The 16,117-nt window shown below is 38.2% G+C and carries 16 protein-coding genes, 1 tRNA gene, 1 other RNA gene and 1 other annotated feature; of the genes, 3 read left to right on the top strand and 15 right to left on the bottom strand.

The window, feature by feature from the left end; translation table 11 throughout:
* Positions 1 to 164 precede the first annotated feature (164 nt).
* From H9650_RS20090 to ffs, 6 genes are all read right to left on the bottom strand, one after another.
* Complete coding sequence (locus H9650_RS20090; RefSeq protein ID WP_186318286.1) at positions 165 to 422, bottom strand: pro-sigmaK processing inhibitor BofA family protein; 258 nt, start codon at positions 420 to 422, stop codon at positions 165 to 167.
* Positions 423 to 480: 58 nt separating this feature from the next.
* The gene (locus H9650_RS20085; RefSeq protein ID WP_144541945.1) at positions 481 to 693 is read right to left on the bottom strand and encodes a YaaL family protein; all 213 of its coding nucleotides are present in this window, start codon (positions 691 to 693) and stop codon (positions 481 to 483) included.
* Positions 694 to 710: 17 nt separating this feature from the next.
* Positions 711 to 1,307: a recombination mediator RecR gene (recR, locus tag H9650_RS20080; RefSeq protein WP_144541947.1), complete on the bottom strand. Its 597-nt coding sequence runs from the start codon at positions 1,305 to 1,307 to the stop codon at positions 711 to 713.
* A 10-nt stretch (positions 1,308 to 1,317) separates the two neighbouring features.
* Positions 1,318 to 1,638: a YbaB/EbfC family nucleoid-associated protein gene (locus H9650_RS20075; RefSeq protein ID WP_144541950.1), complete on the bottom strand. Its 321-nt coding sequence runs from the start codon at positions 1,636 to 1,638 to the stop codon at positions 1,318 to 1,320.
* 14 nt (positions 1,639 to 1,652) lie between these two features.
* Entirely contained in the window at positions 1,653 to 3,404 is a 1,752-nt protein-coding gene (gene dnaX / locus H9650_RS20070; protein WP_191697985.1) for a DNA polymerase III subunit gamma/tau, read from the bottom strand.
* Positions 3,405 to 3,552: 148 nt separating this feature from the next.
* Positions 3,553 to 3,819, bottom strand: an RNA gene (gene ffs, locus H9650_RS20065) — signal recognition particle sRNA large type.
* A 151-nt stretch (positions 3,820 to 3,970) separates the two neighbouring features.
* Between ffs and H9650_RS20060 the strand changes: the two genes are divergently transcribed.
* A tRNA-Ser gene (locus H9650_RS20060) sits at positions 3,971 to 4,063 on the top strand.
* Between the two features lie 119 nt (positions 4,064 to 4,182).
* On the opposite strand, the gene H9650_RS20055 is transcribed toward H9650_RS20060, so the two are convergent.
* The 4 genes from H9650_RS20055 to H9650_RS20040 form a co-directional block, all read right to left on the bottom strand.
* Positions 4,183 to 4,698 carry a GNAT family N-acetyltransferase gene (locus H9650_RS20055; RefSeq protein ID WP_144541954.1) on the bottom strand — a complete coding sequence of 172 codons (516 nt, stop codon included), beginning with the start codon at positions 4,696 to 4,698 and terminating at the stop codon, positions 4,183 to 4,185.
* Positions 4,699 to 4,791: 93 nt separating this feature from the next.
* Positions 4,792 to 5,466, bottom strand: coding sequence for a deoxynucleoside kinase (locus tag H9650_RS20050; RefSeq protein WP_191697984.1), 675 nt, complete (start codon positions 5,464 to 5,466; stop codon positions 4,792 to 4,794).
* A 1-nt stretch (position 5,467) separates the two neighbouring features.
* Complete coding sequence (locus H9650_RS20045; protein ID WP_144541958.1) at positions 5,468 to 6,100, bottom strand: deoxynucleoside kinase; 633 nt, start codon at positions 6,098 to 6,100, stop codon at positions 5,468 to 5,470.
* Between the two features lie 105 nt (positions 6,101 to 6,205).
* On the bottom strand, positions 6,206 to 7,342 hold the full coding sequence (locus tag H9650_RS20040; RefSeq protein WP_191697983.1) for a glycosyl hydrolase family 18 protein: 1,137 nt from the start codon (positions 7,340 to 7,342) through the stop codon (positions 6,206 to 6,208).
* Between the two features lie 76 nt (positions 7,343 to 7,418).
* Between H9650_RS20040 and tadA the strand changes: the two genes are divergently transcribed.
* Complete coding sequence (tadA, locus tag H9650_RS20035; RefSeq protein ID WP_144541962.1) at positions 7,419 to 7,895, top strand: tRNA adenosine(34) deaminase TadA; 477 nt, start codon at positions 7,419 to 7,421, stop codon at positions 7,893 to 7,895.
* Positions 7,896 to 8,113: 218 nt separating this feature from the next.
* Here the strand turns inward: tadA and serS are convergent, their stop codons facing one another.
* The 3 genes from serS to pdxS form a co-directional block, all read right to left on the bottom strand.
* On the bottom strand, positions 8,114 to 9,388 hold the full coding sequence (serS, locus tag H9650_RS20030; protein ID WP_154311975.1) for a serine--tRNA ligase: 1,275 nt from the start codon (positions 9,386 to 9,388) through the stop codon (positions 8,114 to 8,116).
* Positions 9,389 to 9,466: 78 nt separating this feature from the next.
* Positions 9,467 to 9,681: a binding site (T-box leader), on the bottom strand.
* A 24-nt stretch (positions 9,682 to 9,705) separates the two neighbouring features.
* Positions 9,706 to 10,299 carry a pyridoxal 5'-phosphate synthase glutaminase subunit PdxT gene (gene pdxT / locus H9650_RS20025; RefSeq protein ID WP_154311976.1) on the bottom strand — a complete coding sequence of 198 codons (594 nt, stop codon included), beginning with the start codon at positions 10,297 to 10,299 and terminating at the stop codon, positions 9,706 to 9,708.
* A 1-nt stretch (position 10,300) separates the two neighbouring features.
* Entirely contained in the window at positions 10,301 to 11,185 is an 885-nt protein-coding gene (gene pdxS / locus H9650_RS20020; protein WP_191697987.1) for a pyridoxal 5'-phosphate synthase lyase subunit PdxS, read from the bottom strand.
* 108 nt (positions 11,186 to 11,293) lie between these two features.
* On the opposite strand from pdxS, the gene pdxR reads away from it, so the two are divergent.
* Positions 11,294 to 12,697 carry a MocR-like pyridoxine biosynthesis transcription factor PdxR gene (gene pdxR, locus H9650_RS20015; protein ID WP_191697986.1) on the top strand — a complete coding sequence of 468 codons (1,404 nt, stop codon included), beginning with the start codon at positions 11,294 to 11,296 and terminating at the stop codon, positions 12,695 to 12,697.
* Between the two features lie 127 nt (positions 12,698 to 12,824).
* Here pdxR and H9650_RS20010 read toward each other — a convergent pair whose 3' ends face one another.
* Both H9650_RS20010 and guaB read right to left on the bottom strand, forming a co-directional pair.
* Positions 12,825 to 14,135 (bottom strand): serine hydrolase, encoded by a 1,311-nt coding sequence (locus tag H9650_RS20010; RefSeq protein WP_404814924.1) that lies wholly within the window; start codon positions 14,133 to 14,135, stop codon positions 12,825 to 12,827.
* A 153-nt stretch (positions 14,136 to 14,288) separates the two neighbouring features.
* A complete protein-coding gene (guaB, locus tag H9650_RS20005) occupies positions 14,289 to 15,755 on the bottom strand; it encodes an IMP dehydrogenase (protein ID WP_151111895.1) in 1,467 nt (488 codons plus the stop codon).
* Positions 15,756 to 16,117 lie beyond the last annotated feature (362 nt).

Raw genomic sequence — 16,117 nt, 5'->3', positions numbered from 1 at the left:
CAATACAACCGAAGTTGTTTGATGCTATATGTCTTAACGTTTTGCATGTTCAGTTTTCAATGTTCATCGTGTCAGCCGAACTTGTTTACCTCTTGGCGACTTCTACTATATTACTCTCGTTTTAAATATAAGTCAACACTTTTTGATAACTTTTTTATATTTTTTTATAGCAGTATAGAAATAGTCACTACAGAGGCTACTCCTGGTACTCCCAACACTGCTACTACAGCTCCTGTGAAGAGGTTTATAGGAACCACATATCCTGCCATTCCAAGTAATAAATGAACTCCAAACAATAATAATATAGAAAACCCTAAACGAAATAAAAATATACTTAGACTTTCAAATAAATTAGAGAAAGAGCTTTTGAATACTAAAAACAACAATAATACTAGCGAACACACAATAATGGTTAACTTCATGTACAATCCCTCCATAAAATCAATATCCTTATTGTATGAAGCTAGTACTACTAATATTCTATTTTATAATCACATTCCTAATCTTTGCTTCTTTATATAGATAGAAATGTATACTCTCTGCTATTTTTCTTTTGGCTACCGCATTTAGATCATAGTCATTCAAATAATCTTCTATTAGCTGTGCTTGCTGCCAATCTTCTTTGGTGGCTTTAATGAGGGTTACAAATTGTTGATCAAATTCTTTTTTTAATTTTCCCTTTTTAAAAAACATGTACCCCTACACTCTCCTTATAATTCCCGGCGTCCTTCTAGAGCTTTAGACAGAGTAACTTCATCTGCATACTCTAAATCTCCTCCTACAGGTAACCCGTGTGCAATTCTCGTTGTTTTGATACCAGAAGGTTTTACAAGACGAGATATATACATAGCTGTGGCTTCTCCTTCTATTGTAGGGTTGGTTGCTAGAATCAGTTCTTCTACTTGTGTGTCCTGTAATCTTTTTAATAAAGACGGAACATTAATATCCTCTGGACCTATTCCATCCATAGGAGAGATAGCTCCATGAAGTACATGGTATAAACCATTATAATCTCTCATTTTTTCCATTGCTATTACGTCTTTAGTATCTTGTACTACACAAATCATTGATACATCACGTTGTTTGTCTTGGCATATATGACAAGGGTCTATGTCCGTGATATGTCCACAAATAGAGCAATAGCTTAAGTTTCTTTTGGCATCTACTAGTGCTTTTGCAAAGTCTAGTACTGTATCTTCCTTCATAGTTAACACAAAAAATGCCAGACGGGCCGCAGTTTTCGGCCCGATTCCTGGCAATTTCATAAAGCTTTCTATTAGCTTTGATATCGGTTCAGGATAATGCATTATTTTCCTCCTAGAACATGCCAGGAAGGTTCAACCCTTTCGTGAATTGACCCATAGTGGCATTAGCTGTTTCTTCCGCTTTTTTCATTGCTTCATTTGTAGCAATTACGATTAAATCTTGTAGCATTTCCACATCATCAGGGTCTACTACTGCTGAATCTAGAGCTACCTCTAATACTTCTTTTTGTCCTGAGACGATAACCTTTACCATTCCTCCGCCAGCAACTGCTTCAAAGCGTTGGGTTGCCAGTTCCTCTTGAGCCTCAGCCATTTTCTTTTGCATTTTTTGCATTTGTTTCATCATACCTTGCATATTTCCCATTCCGCGCATAATTATTTTCCTCCTTAGTCATCATGTACTTCTACAAATTCTTTTCCAAATAGTTTTTCTGCTTCCACGATTAAAGGATCTTCCGTGATTTCTTCCATTCCTTGTAACAGTTCCATCACTTCAGATGATTCAGAAGAAGCTTCCTGCGTAGACTCTATAGAGTCCTTTTTTAATCCATTTTGCCGAATAAATTCTTCTCTAATCTTTAACCAACTTTCTTCCGGTACATATACAACCTCATACATCGTTCCGGTTAAGCTTGAAATAAGTTGTGGAAAAGAGGTAGAGAAAGTTTTATTCTCCATTGCCATTTGACAATGTATATCATATTTAAATTTTAACACAAATGCACTGGAAGATGCTGCAACTGGTTCTGCATCATTTAACAAAGCAGCATGTGATTTTTGAAGCTGTTGTAATATATTCGCCCATTGTGATTTAATAGTTTGAATATCTGACTTTGTTGCTGTTTTTAAAATCTCTTGTATTCGACCACTTGACACCTTCACGCCAGAGGCTTTTTGTCTTGTTCTCTTTGGTTGCTCCTGCTGTGTCCCTTGATTGGTTCCAAGTGCAAACGTACCTTGGCTCAGTTGTTGCTGCAACTGCTGAAGCTGCCCTTCTAGTAACTGAACTTTCTTTTCCAACTCAGCGCTATTTGCATTCCCCACAGCAGCCTCTTGTGGCACCTGCGCTAAACGGATAACTGCCGTTTCTAAATACACTTTTGCATGATTGGAAAATCGCATTTCTTGTTGAGTGTTTGTGAGAATAGAAATACTCTTATATAGTGTCTCCACAGGAAATTTAGTAGCCAGCTCTCTAAACCGCTCATCGCCCGTAGCAATTTCTAATAGTTCCGCTTGGTCTGGAGCAACCTGAAGTACCAACAAATCTCTATAGAATGTGATAAAATCCTCCGTTAATCGAACAGGATCTTTTCCATCCTCTACAAGCTTTTCGATACTACTTAAAGCCTGTGCTACATCTCTCTCACTTAGAGCATCAGCCAACTGATAAAAAACATCCTGGCCAATAGAACCCGTTACAAGCAAGGCATCTTCTATTGTCATCATTTTTCCACTGAAAGATACTACTTGATCTAGCATACTGAGTGCATCACGCATACCGCCAGCTGCCACTTGTGCGATAATTTTCAGTACATTCACATCATATTCTATCCCTGCATCGGTCAGCACTTCTACCATCCTGGAAACGATATCAGCAGATGTAATCCTTTTAAAATCAAATCTTTGACATCTTGAAATAATGGTGAGTGGTATTTTATGTGGTTCTGTTGTTGCAAGTATAAAAACAACATGAGCTGGTGGCTCTTCTAATGTTTTTAACAAAGCATTAAAGGCACTCGTAGAGAGCATATGCACTTCATCAATAATATAAACTTTGTAGCGCGCATTAGAAGGAGCAAAACGTACTTTTTCAATAATGTCACGTATTTCTTCCACACGAGAGTTGGAAGCAGCATCAAACTCAATTACATCTGTATTGGAACCCTCTGTGATACTTTTGCAAGTTGCACATTTATTGCATGGTTCCTTGTCAGGCCCATTCTCACAGTTCAACGCTTTAGCAAAAATTTTCGCAGCACTTGTTTTACCTGTACCTCTTGGTCCTGAAAATAAATATGCATGAGTAGTTTTATTGTAAATGAGGGCATTTTGAAGGGTTTGTTTGATATGAGTTTGACCGGACATTTCCGCAAACGACTGAGGTCGATATGCGCGGTAGAAAGCTTGATACGACAACAAGTTCCCCTCCCTCTTCTTTTTAGATAAAGTATGTAAATATTATAACATAAAGAAAACTTGACTTCGCCTTACAAGTACATATAAGTATAAATAAAAAAACTCATTCCTCCGAGGATGAATGAGTTTGATAATAATTAAATTAAAGCCGTGCACCTTCCTTCGATTGATACACATAAGCGGCACCTTTGTCGTTAACTCGGCCTAGGCAACCCCGCGGCACATGAGAATGCACCACTTAATGCTGCTTCCTTCCGGACCTGACATGGTTCATGGGCTCCCATTGCGCAGGACCCAGACGTCAACATCACGTGCAAATACCAGACCTAACATGTAAACAACCTCGAGAAGGAGTTCAGTCTCGCTAGAGCGGATTGCGAGTTACAAGACACCGCTACCTTCCCACCTAGCACGGCAATAACTAGTATACGCATTTTAAACTTAAAAATCAATGGTTACGATCTGATTTCTTTCTTTATACTTTCTATACTAAAAAAATATTATTAAATTTTTTTCAAATATGTTGACTTTGATTTTTATCCGTGATAAATTAATTCTTGTACTTCGGAGGAATACCCAAGTCTGGCTGAAGGGATCGGTCTTGAAAACCGACAGGCGGGTCATACCGCGCGGGGGTTCGAATCCCTCTTCCTCCTCCATTTTTTAACAACACACACGCATAAATTTGAGATTGAATTCGTTGCTCTTGTAACGAATTTTTCTTAGCCATATGTGTTCAGAATATTAAGAAGTTGACTATAAAAGTCAATTTCTTTTTTTATTTTACAAATTGACTCATAATAATGTCGTCTACATATTCATTTGGTCCAAATTTTACGTGTTTATGCCTTCTTCCCTCCTCTTTAAAGCCTAGCTTTGTGTATAAATGAATTGCTCTTTCATTATTAGAAAACACCTCTAACGATATCTTCTCTATATGTTCCTGTTTCCTAGCCCATTCTAACAATTTTTTAATTAGACAAGTGCCTATTCCTTTATTGGCAAAGGTTTCTTGAATACTTATTCCAAAAAGACCCTGATGACTGAATCTTTTACGTGAGGATAGATGAAAATCAAGGATTCCAATTATTTGATTCTCCTGTTCTGCTACTAGCATTAAGCCTCTCTCACTACAATTCACAATTTTTTCTCTCTGCTCCACCACCGACACCGTAAATTCTTCAGGTGTGGTAGCCATGAAACTAGGGTTTTCCTTTAATATTCTTTTGATATGTTCTATTATTTGTTCTGCATCATTAACCATCGCTTTTCTAATATTTATTTCTATGCTCATTTTATATTCCCCCTTTCTAATCTATTCTCTCTCCTATTTAAAATCCCTTTTAGAAAGCAAAAAGCTTCTGCAATAAATGCAGAAGCTTTTCTATTATTTACGTAAAGTAATCGTCTGTGTTTGCTCCATGAAATGGCCAATTCTTTCAAGAATTAGTTCAACATCTTGTGGATTCTCTACGATATCATAGTCATTGATGTTGAGACGAAGTACTGGACAGCCATTAAATCCATCAATCCACTTTTCGTATCTGCCATGCATCTCTTCCCAATAAGCGATTGGAGTTTGTTGTTCCATTGAGCGACCTCTTTCATGAATACGGTCTATAATATCATCCAAAGATCCTTCTAAATAGATGAGAAGGTTCGGATGTGGAAAGTATGGCGTCATAACCATCGCTTCAAAAAGGCTTGTATATGTCTCATGGTCTACCGGGTCCATTGTTCCTTTTTCTTTATGCATTTGTGCAAAAATCCCTGTGTCTTCATAAATGGAACGATCCTGAATAAAACCTCCGCCATACTCAAACATTCTCTTTTGCTCCTTAAAACGCTCTGCTAGGAAATAGATTTGTAAATGAAAGCTCCATTTAGAGAAATCCTCATAGAAACGATCTAGATAAGGGTTAGTGTCTACTTTTTCAAAAGAGGTTTTAAAGTGTAGTGCTTCAGCAAGCATCTTAGTCATAGTAGATTTACCTACTCCTACAGTTCCTGCTATTGTTATTACAGCATTGGAAGGTATGCCATACTTTTCTCTTAAATTCATGTTATAAACTCCTTCTATGTAGTGTTTCATCTACTTTTTCTAAAATTATCTGTAAATCTTGGTTATTTTGAACAAAGTCCATTTCATCTCCATTGAAGCGGATAACCGGTATTTCTGGATGCTTTAATTCAAAATCATCTATAAACATTCGGTAATCGGAAGAAAGCTGCTCCAGATAGGTTGTACTAATTTTCTTTTCAAACTCTCTCCCACGCAAATCAATACGGTCTACTAACACATCTATGCTAGCATCCAGATAAATAACTAAATTAGGAACTGGCATATCCTTCGTTAAAATATGATAAATTGCCTCATATTTTTCATACTCCTCCTTACTTAGGGAGCGTTTAGCAAAGATAAGATTTTTAAAAATATGATAATCCGCTACAACAGCGGTGTCTTTCGATAAGTATTTTTTTTCAATATCGCTTAATTGCTTATAGCGATTGCATAGAAAGAACATCTCTGTTTGAAAGCTCCACTCTGCTATATCTTCATAGAATTTATTTAAAAAGGGGTTTTCATCCACGATCTCTTTTAACAATTCAAATTGATAAGTATTACCAATTGCTTTAGCCAGTGAGGTCTTACCAACACCTATTGGACCCTCTACCGTTATAAATGGAATAGACATATCTCTAACCTCACTCTAAATTTTCAAGTCGTACCCTCTATTTTAGCATAGGGATATAACGAAAAATAGAGGATATTTGTCTTTCCAGAGAAAGACAAATATCCCCTATTTTTTCTTGATACGAAATGTAGCATTTAGAAGATACCAGTTTTGAGGGAAGTCAAAGCCACTATGCCAATAGGAAATCCCCAATAAATTTAATTCCTTTAACAGATTAAATTTTGCTTGAATAGATCTTGCATCCTCGAACCACACTTCATGCTCTTTCCCGTCTCTCCAGTAATTAAAAAAAGGTGCCTGTGCCTCTTCATCATATTCAATAGCAGCATTTCGATCTCTGGCTAATTGAATAGCCTGTTGTGGACTTATCGCCCTAGCAAAAGGATTACCTGGTTTATAAGGCAAAGTCCAATCATAGCCATATAAATTTTGACCCATCATTACCTTTTGAGAAGGTATCTCTGTAATTGCATATTCTAATACATCTCTTACAGGACCTATTGGAGAAACTGCCATTGGAGGGCCACCGCTATATCCCCACTCATAGGTCATAATAACAACAAAATCTAAAACCTCGCCAAGGGCTTTATAGTCATGCCCCTCATACCATTTACCAGGTTGATTGGCACTAGTTTTCGGAGCAAGGCTAGCAGAAAAAATAAAACTAGGGGCAAACTCACGGAATTCTTTTAAGAATTGTACATACTTCTCACGATCATCGGGATTTATATATTCAAAATCAGTGTGTAGATGCTTTGTACCCCTTTTATTTGCCTCCTTCACGGATTCTTCAAATACCTTTTGTTTAACTTCTTCATTTGTAAAAATTGTATTGGCAAGCGTGTCACTAAATGCTCCTTCTTCAATGTTGGTCAATACAATAACCGTCTCAACATTGTTTTCTTCTGCTATCTCCGACAAGCTTCCCCAATTCATTGGAGTTAACGATCCGTCTCTTTTAATGTCAAAAGCAAAGGGCATCATATAAGTTAGTTCTGCAGCTACATTTCTTACTTTTTCAATCACTGTTTCCGAGGGGACATCGGTATACCATTCAACATATAAATTAGATTCAATAGAGGGTCTGTTTGGATCTGGCGTGGAGGGTAGAACAATCGCCTGACCTACAACCAATACATCTTGATCCGGTAAACCATTAATAGAGGCAAGAGTAGCCGCACTCGTTCCAAAACGCTTGGCAATAGAGTATAAACTATCACCAGTTTTCACTACATAATTCATACCATCACTCCTTCAAACTAAATTATGCAAGGGACATACAAAACATGCTAAAATACGCGTAAGGAGTTGACTCCAAATGGACGAGTATTATATGAATTTAGCAATTGAAGAAGCTAAGAAAGCAGCCACAATAGGAGAAGTTCCTATAGGTGCGATTATCGTACATAAAAATGAAGTAATTGCGAGAGGCTACAATTTACGAGAGACAACACAGAATGCGACAACCCATGCTGAGCTACTGGCTATTCAAGAAGCTTGTGCCAAAATCGGGAGTTGGAGACTAGAGGAAACTACTCTTTATGTAACTCTAGAACCTTGTCCTATGTGTGCAGGAGCAATATTACAGTCGCGTATCCCACGAGTCGTTTATGGTGCTCGAGACCTTAAAGCGGGTTGTGTAGACTCATTATATACGCTATTAAATGACAATAGATTTAACCATGTCTGTGAGGTAACAGAGGGAGTTCTTGCTGAGACTTGCGGTAATTTACTAACCACTTTTTTTCGAGAGCTACGAATGAAAAAAAAGAACCAAAAACGCCAGGAGCTCTGAGCATTTTGGTTCTAAACAGAAGTTTTTTAAATTGTTTGCCTCTCTTTCCCCTTTTCTTGTCGGGGCAGACATAGGCGCTTGCGCTTTTCTTTTTGTCTAACTCCACCGCCTTGCCCCTCGAGGTCAAATGGGATAAAGCTGTGGGGGCTGAGGAACTGCCTCCTCGCTTTCCCCATTTGCTTGTCGGGGCAGACATAGGCGCTTGCGCTTTTCTTAGTTTATTGGATAACTTTTTTGCCACCCATGTAAGGTTGTAGTACCTCTGGGATTTTAACAGAACCATCTGGTTGCTGATAATTTTCTAGGATAGCGGCAACTGTGCGCCCAATTGCTAGTCCACTTCCGTTTAATGTGTGTACAAACTCTGGTTTAGCGCCCGTTTCTCTTCTAAAACGGATTCCTGCACGACGAGCTTGGAAGTCTTCAAAGTTACTGCAAGAAGAAATCTCTTTATACTCCCCATAGCTTGGTAACCATACTTCAATATCATATTTTTTAGCAGCAGTGAAACCAAGGTCGGCAGTGCACATACGTAGTACGCGATATGGAAGACCCAAAAGTTGTAGCACTTTTTCTGCATGTCCTGTTAGAAGTTCCAACTGTTCGTATGAATCCTCTGGTTTTACAAAACGTACAAGCTCTACTTTATTGAATTGATGCTGACGGATTAGTCCGCGTGTATCTCTACCTGCAGAACCTGCCTCCGAACGGAAACAAGCACTAAATGCAGTAAACGCTTGTGGAAGTTCTGCCCCATCTAGAATCTCATCGCGGTAGAAGTTGGTTACTGGAACCTCAGCAGTTGGGATTAAGAAATAATCCTCCTCGTTAACTAGAAAAGCATCCTCTTCAAACTTTGGAAGCTGACCAGTGCCTGTTAAACTCATACGGTTCGCCATATAAGGTGGAAGCATTTCCTCGTAGCCATGCTCTTCTGAATGAAGATCCATCATGAAATTCCATAGCGCGCGCTCCAATCTTGCACCTAGACCACGGTAAAAGGCAAAACGGCTTCCAGTTACTTTTGCAGCACGCTCAAAATCCACTATTTTTAAATCTGTGGCGATATCCCAGTGAGCTTTTGTATCAAAATCAAATGAAGGGACATCTCCCCACTTACGGATTTCCACATTATCATCCTCGGAGTCACCAACCGGAACGTCATCATGTGGAATATTTGGAATACGCATCATCATGTAGTCAAACTTCTCTTCTACTTGACGTAGCTCTTCATCCAACGCTTTAATCTCATCGCCAACCTCACGCATACGCACAATTAAATCATCAGCATTCTCTTTGTTTCGTTTCATTTGAGAGATTTTTTGAGAAACCTCGTTTCTTTCTGCCTTTAATACTTCTGTTTTTGCTATTAATTCTCTACGCTTTTGGTCTAAAGGAAGAAATTGATCGAACTCAGAGATATCTTCTCCACGCTTCGCAAGTTTAGCTTTCACTTCTTCATAATTATCACGTACAAATTTTACATCTAACATATGAATTCCTCCTCTTAATATTTTGACACTTTTAACCAACCATTAATTAAATAACGACAAAAAAGCCCCCATCCCTAAAAAAGGGACGAGAGCTACCCGCGTTGCCACCCTGATTGAACTGACACATGATCAGATCCACTTGTCTAATAACGGCTTTTCAACCGGCCACAGCTTACCTATTTTTCAGCTGCGCAACTCAAAGGACGGATTCACAAGGGTCTTTATCAGCTCCCACCAACCGCTGACTCTCTAAAAAAAACTTACTTGTTACTACTTCCTATCATCGTTTTTTAATTCATGAAATTAATCATACTTTACTATAGGTTGACCTGTTTGGCAAGTGATTCCTGAACCATTTGTATAAAATAGGCAGTTATACGATGATCGTTCGTTAATTCAGGATGGAAGGAACATCCTAATATATTGTCCTGTCTAGCCATTACAATTCTATTTTCATGAGTTGCAAGTATTTCTACGCTTTTCCCTACCTCCACAATATGGGGAGCTCTTATAAAAACAGCAGGAAAGTCAGCTGCTACTCCTTGGATTTCTAAAATAGTTTCAAAGCTATTCACTTGACGGCCAAAAGAATTTCTTTCGACAGTAGCTTCTAATACACCAATATGCTGGGAATCCTGATCTTGGATATTCCTTGCTAATAATATAAGGCCCGCACATGTACCAAACATTGGCTTGCCTGATTCTGCAAATTGTTTTAAAGGAATTAGCAAATCAAAGCGATCTATAAGCTTGCGCATTGTGGTACTTTCGCCACCTGGAAAGATTAAACCATCTATATTTTGAAGATCACTTTTTGTTTTGACCAATACTGCCTCTACGCCGCATTCTTCTAACGAACGAATATGTTCCATGACAGCTCCTTGAAGAGCCATTACTCCAATTTTCACCATCTTACCAACCTCGATCTTGCATACGTTCTGCATCTGTTAATCGAGAGATTTCAATTCCCTTCATAGGGATTCCTAAATCCTTTGAAATATCCACTAATAATTTATAATCGCGATAATGAGTAGTTGCTTCCACAATAGCACGAGCAAATTTCTCTGGATTATCAGATTTGAATATTCCAGATCCGACAAACACTCCATCTGCTCCAAGTTCCATCATAAGCGCAGCATCTGCTGGAGTAGCAACTCCTCCTGCTGCGAAGTTTACTACTGGTAATTTTCCTTTTTGTTTGATTTGCAATAAAATCTCATATGGCGCTCCTAAGATTTTCGCTTCTGTCATTAGTTCATCCTCGTTCATATGCACAATTTTTCTAACCTGTGCATTAACCTTTCGTAAATGGCGAACAGCTTCTACAATGTTACCTGTCCCAGGTTCACCTTTCGTCCGAAGCATTGATGCCCCTTCACCTATACGTCGAGCTGCCTCTCCCAAATCCTTACACCCACAAACAAATGGCACTGTGAACTCACTTTTACGCAAATGAAATTCTTCATCGGCTGGTGTCAGCACCTCTGATTCGTCAATATAGTCCACACCCATTGCCTCTAAAATTCTTGCCTCCGTTATATGTCCAATGCGAGCTTTTGCCATGACTGGTATCGTTACAGCACCCATTACCTCTTCCATTATGCGTGGATCGGCCATGCGAGCAACTCCCCCTGCTGCACGGATATCAGAGGGTACACGTTCTAATGCCATTACAGCCACAGCACCGGCTGCCTCCGCAATTCGTGCTTGCTCTGCGTTAATAACATCCATTATAACTCCACCTTTTTGCATCTCTGCCATACCTCTTTTTACTATCTCAGTACCTGTCATATGCATTTTCATCTTGAATACCTCCTAACTGTTATAAAATTTAGTATAATGATATATGACCATATGAAAAGCGCCAGAAACACTAAAATGAAAGTGGTCAGATTGGATGATACTATGGATTTCCTCATGTTTCCTTTAGAAAAAAATTCAAACAGCCCATTATATGAACAACTATATAAATTTATAAAAGATGCCATAGTACAAGGCAATATTAAGGAAGGAGATAAGCTTCCCTCTAAAAGAAAGCTTGCTGACTATCTTGATCTTAGCCAAACTACAATTGAGCTTTCTTATAGTCAGCTGCTAGCAGAAGGTTACATAAATTCAGAACCTAGAAGGGGATATTTTGTTCAAAATATTGAGGAGCTTGCTTTGATCGAAATAGAAGATTCTCAAATTGTTAAAGAAGAAAAAACTCCATCCTACCATTTGGATTTTTCTCCGGGAAGGATAGATGAGGATTCCTTTCCTTTTACACTGTGGAGAAAATATGCAAGGGATTTGGTTCATGAAGAAAATAAAGAGCTTCTTCAGCTTGGACATCCTCAGGGAGACTATATACTAAGACAGCAAATATCTTCATACCTTTATCAATCTCGTGGTGTAAAAAGTACACCCGAACAAATTATTTTAGGCTCAGGAACAGAACAGATTATGCCACTACTCATACGCCTCCTTGGAAATGAGGCAGTCTATGGCTATGAAAACCCTGGTTATCCACTCTCTCATCATCTTTTTTTAGAGCATGAGGAAAAATCGGTGCCTGTCCGGGTAGATGATGAGGGATTAGTCGTTCAGGAGTTAGAAAACACTAATGCAACTGTTATGTATGTCACTCCGTCTCATCAATTTCCCACTGGTTCTGTTATGTCAGCTTCACGAAGAAGTCAGCTGCTAGCCTGGGCTTATCAACATGAGAAACGTTATATTATTGAAGATGATTATGACAGTGAATTCAGATATACTGGTAAACCAATTCCTTCTTTACAAGGAATGGACCAAAACGACCGTGTAATTTATTTAAGCACGTTTTCTAAGTCTCTGATGCCTTCCTTAAGGATCGCCTATGCGGTACTTCCAAAACCACTTATAAAGCAATACAAGGCGAAATATTACTATTATTCAGCTACTGTCCCACGAATGGACCAATATATACTTGCAAAGTTTATGGAGGACGGTCACTTCGGGAAGCATCTAAATAAAATGAGAAAAATTTATAAAAGAAAGCTAGAAATTATTACGAAGTCTCTTTTAGAATATGAGCCAGCTGTTACCCTTTCTGGAGAACAGGCAGGAATGCATCTTTTATTGACCATTCATACACAAAAGAAGGAAGAGGAACTGGTTGCCCTTGCCCAACAAGCAAATATTCAAATCTATGGTCTGAATAAGTATATAACCTTTCCCATAGAAGAAACTCTCCCAAAATTAGTATTAGGATTCGGTGGATTAGAGTTTTCAAATATTTCGACAACCATACATGAGCTAATGAAGGCAATAAAAATCAAGCATTCTTAATTTCTTTTCTATACAAAAAAGCACTGACAACTCTAATTGAGTTTCAGTGCTTAAGTATAGTAAGAAGGTGGTGCAAGTGTCTAAGTCTAGGTTAACTAGTAACACTTTGCACATGCTTTCTTATTTATTAAAATAATCCGCCTACAAAGTCGGTCGTACTATCCCACAAGCCGCTAAAGAATTTGCCAATACCTTGGAACATTAAACTGAACCAACCAGCTCTTTCTACAGCTTCTGTTGTTACAACATCGACACTTGCTTGGTCACCAATAATATAACCGTAATCAGTGCCTTCTGTTTTTTCAAGGTGTACTGTTCCTACAACTGTATCCTTTTTAACTTCAGCTTCTAACTTGTCTTTTGTTGGAGTAAATACAGGCTTGTACAGATCTTTATCGCTAGATTTAATCATCATAGAAATAGGTTCTTTGACTGCAATTGCAACTTTGTCTTCTTTTCCTTTATTTACTTCTAGAGTTTCATGGTCAGGAATTTTATATCCTGCTGGTATTAGCTCTACTTTAGTAAATTGAGCAAATCCAAAATCAAACAAAGCTCTAGTTGCATCAAATCTAGCCTTATAACTTCCCTTTCCATTAGCATCTACTGCTTTCATCACTACAGCGATTACTCTCATACCATTTCTTTCAGCAGTTCCAGTGAAGGAGTGACCAGCAAAATCTGTTGTTCCTGTTTTCAAACCATCTACGCCTTGATATTTATAAACTAATCCTGGTAGCATCCAGTTCCAGTTACTCATTTCAATAGCATCCGGTGTACCCTCACGGAAGATTTTTTTAGGTATTTTAGTTGTTTCTAAAACTTCTGGGTAGTCTTTCATAAGAAGGTAAGCCAATTTTGCTACTGAGCTAGCAGGCATCACATTCTCGTCTGTTGCCCCTGTACTCTTTGGATGCATCCCTTGTAAATCAGCATTATTTAAACCAGTAGAGTTAACAAACTTATAATTTTCTAAGCCCATTTCTCCAGCTTTTTCATTCATTAGTTTTATAAAATTTTCTTCTGTTCCAGCAATAGTTTCTGCAATAGCAATAGTTGCTGCATTTGCAGAATAGATAGCCATTGCTTCATATAATTCACGAATTGAATAAGTACCGTCCTCACGTAGAGGTACATTACTTAAACGACGATCTTGAGAAATTTTATATGTATATTCATTTACTGAATATTGTTGGTCCCATGAGATTTTACCTTCTTCAATTGCTTCGAAAAGAAGATACTCCGTCATCATTTTTGTCATACTCGCAATACCTAAAGCTGCATCTGCATTTTGTTCATAAAGAATTTTTCCGGAATCCGCATCTACTAAGATTGCAGCGTCCACATTTAAATTCAAACTTTCCTCTGCTTTTGTGGTAGCTGGTATTACACCTACTAAAGACACAAGCAACATCGGAAGTACTAGCCACTTTACCATTGTTGTTTTCCAAAATTTCTTCACTACTGTACCTCCACTTTTTCTATTATCACTGCTCATTTTATCATACTTTTTGAACTAGGTGCATAACACTTTAAAAAAGCACCCATTCGGCCTATATATAGACGGTGAATGGGTGCGAAAGTTTCTTTATTAAGAGATAGAATAGTTTGGTGCCTCTTTTGTAATTTGTACATCATGAGGATGACTTTCACGTAGGCCAGCGCCAGTCATGCGTATAAATTGGGCCTTTTCACGTAAGTCCTCTAGAGTGCCTGTACCACAATACCCCATACCTGCACGAACCCCACCAAGAAGTTGGTGAATCGTATCAGATAGTGGCCCTTTGTATGGCAAACGCCCTTCAATTCCTTCTGGTACTAATTTCTTTGCATCCTCTTGGAAGTAACGGTCCTTAGAACCTTTTTCCATAGCACCGATAGAACCCATACCTCGGTATACTTTAAAACGTCTACCTTGGAAGATTTCTGTTTCTCCTGGACTTTCTGTAGTTCCTGCAAGTAAACTACCAAGCATTACTACATGTCCACCAGCAGCTAATGCTTTCACGATATCTCCGGAAAATTTAATACCACCATCTGCAATGATCGTTTTTCCAGACTTTCTAGCTTCGTTAGCACAGTCATAGATTGCAGTAATTTGTGGTACTCCCACACCTGCCACCACACGAGTTGTACAAATAGAACCTGGACCAATTCCTACTTTTACTACATCTGCCCCTGCTTCAAATAGTGCCTTTGTTGCCTCACCAGTTGCAACATTTCCAGCAACGATATCTAAATCTGGATAAGTTGCTCTTATTTCTTTCACTACTTCAATAACACCTTTAGAATGTCCATGAGCAGTATCAATTACGATTGCATCTACCTGTGCTTCTACTAATTTCTGCACTCGAATCATCGTATCCTTCGTTACTCCAACCGCAGCCCCTACTAGCAAACGACCATGATGGTCTTTTGCTGCATTTGGAAACTCAATTACTTTTTCAATATCTTTAATAGTAATTAGACCTTTTAGAATGCCATTGTCATCCACTATCGGTAATTTTTCAATTTTGTATTGTTGAAGAATCTTTTCAGCCTGCTCTAACGTAGTACCAACAGCAGCAGTTACTAATTTTTCTTTAGTCATTACATCGGATATTTGTAAAGAGTAGTCTTGGATAAAGCGTAAATCACGATTTGTAATAATCCCTACAAGTCTCAATTCTTCTTCATTGTTTACAATTGGCACACCAGAGATTCTGTATTTACCCATCAAATGCTCTGCATCATAAACTTGGTGAGTTGGTGTAAGGTAGAAAGGATCGGTTATAACTCCATTTTCTGAACGTTTAACTGTTTCCACTTGTTCTGCTTGTTCCTCAATGCTCATGTTTTTGTGAATAATGCCCAGTCCACCTTGACGAGCCATAGCAATAGCCATCTTCGCTTCTGTAACTGTATCCATACCAGCACTTACTACAGGAATATTTAGCTTAATTTTTGAAGTTAATTGTACTGATAAGTTAATATCCTTTGGTAGAACCTCTGATTGAGCTGGAACTAATAAAACATCGTCAAACGTTAAACCTTCTTTTTGAAATTTTGATTCCCACATTACGCTGACTTCCTCCTCTGTTTAAATATTATTACAAGGTTATCAGCGGTCACAGGCCATGTCAAGAATCGACAAATAATATATATATTCTGACTTTTATGGCGAGTTGTATATTTATTATATTTACGAGAAATATCTTATTTTTCTTTTACTTCGAAGAAATGGAATGTCCTCTGGCTTTAAAATTAATCGAATTTGAAAGGGTATTCTAAATTATACTTCAGGTTTCTCGAACACTTGCTTAGTTAGAAATGGTTAGTCCTTCGTCACTTTTAATTTCTTTATACAAACAAAAAAGCCGTCACCGATTTCTCGGTAACGACTTTTTCCAGTGCCCAGCGACGTCCTACTCTTGCAGGGGG

The sequence above is a fragment of the Psychrobacillus faecigallinarum genome (genome assembly GCF_014836595.1).
GTDB lineage: Bacteria > Bacillota > Bacilli > Bacillales_A > Planococcaceae > Psychrobacillus > Psychrobacillus faecigallinarum.
Note: the sequence above shows the minus strand (reverse complement) of the source record. Positions and strands in the feature narration are given on the sequence as shown.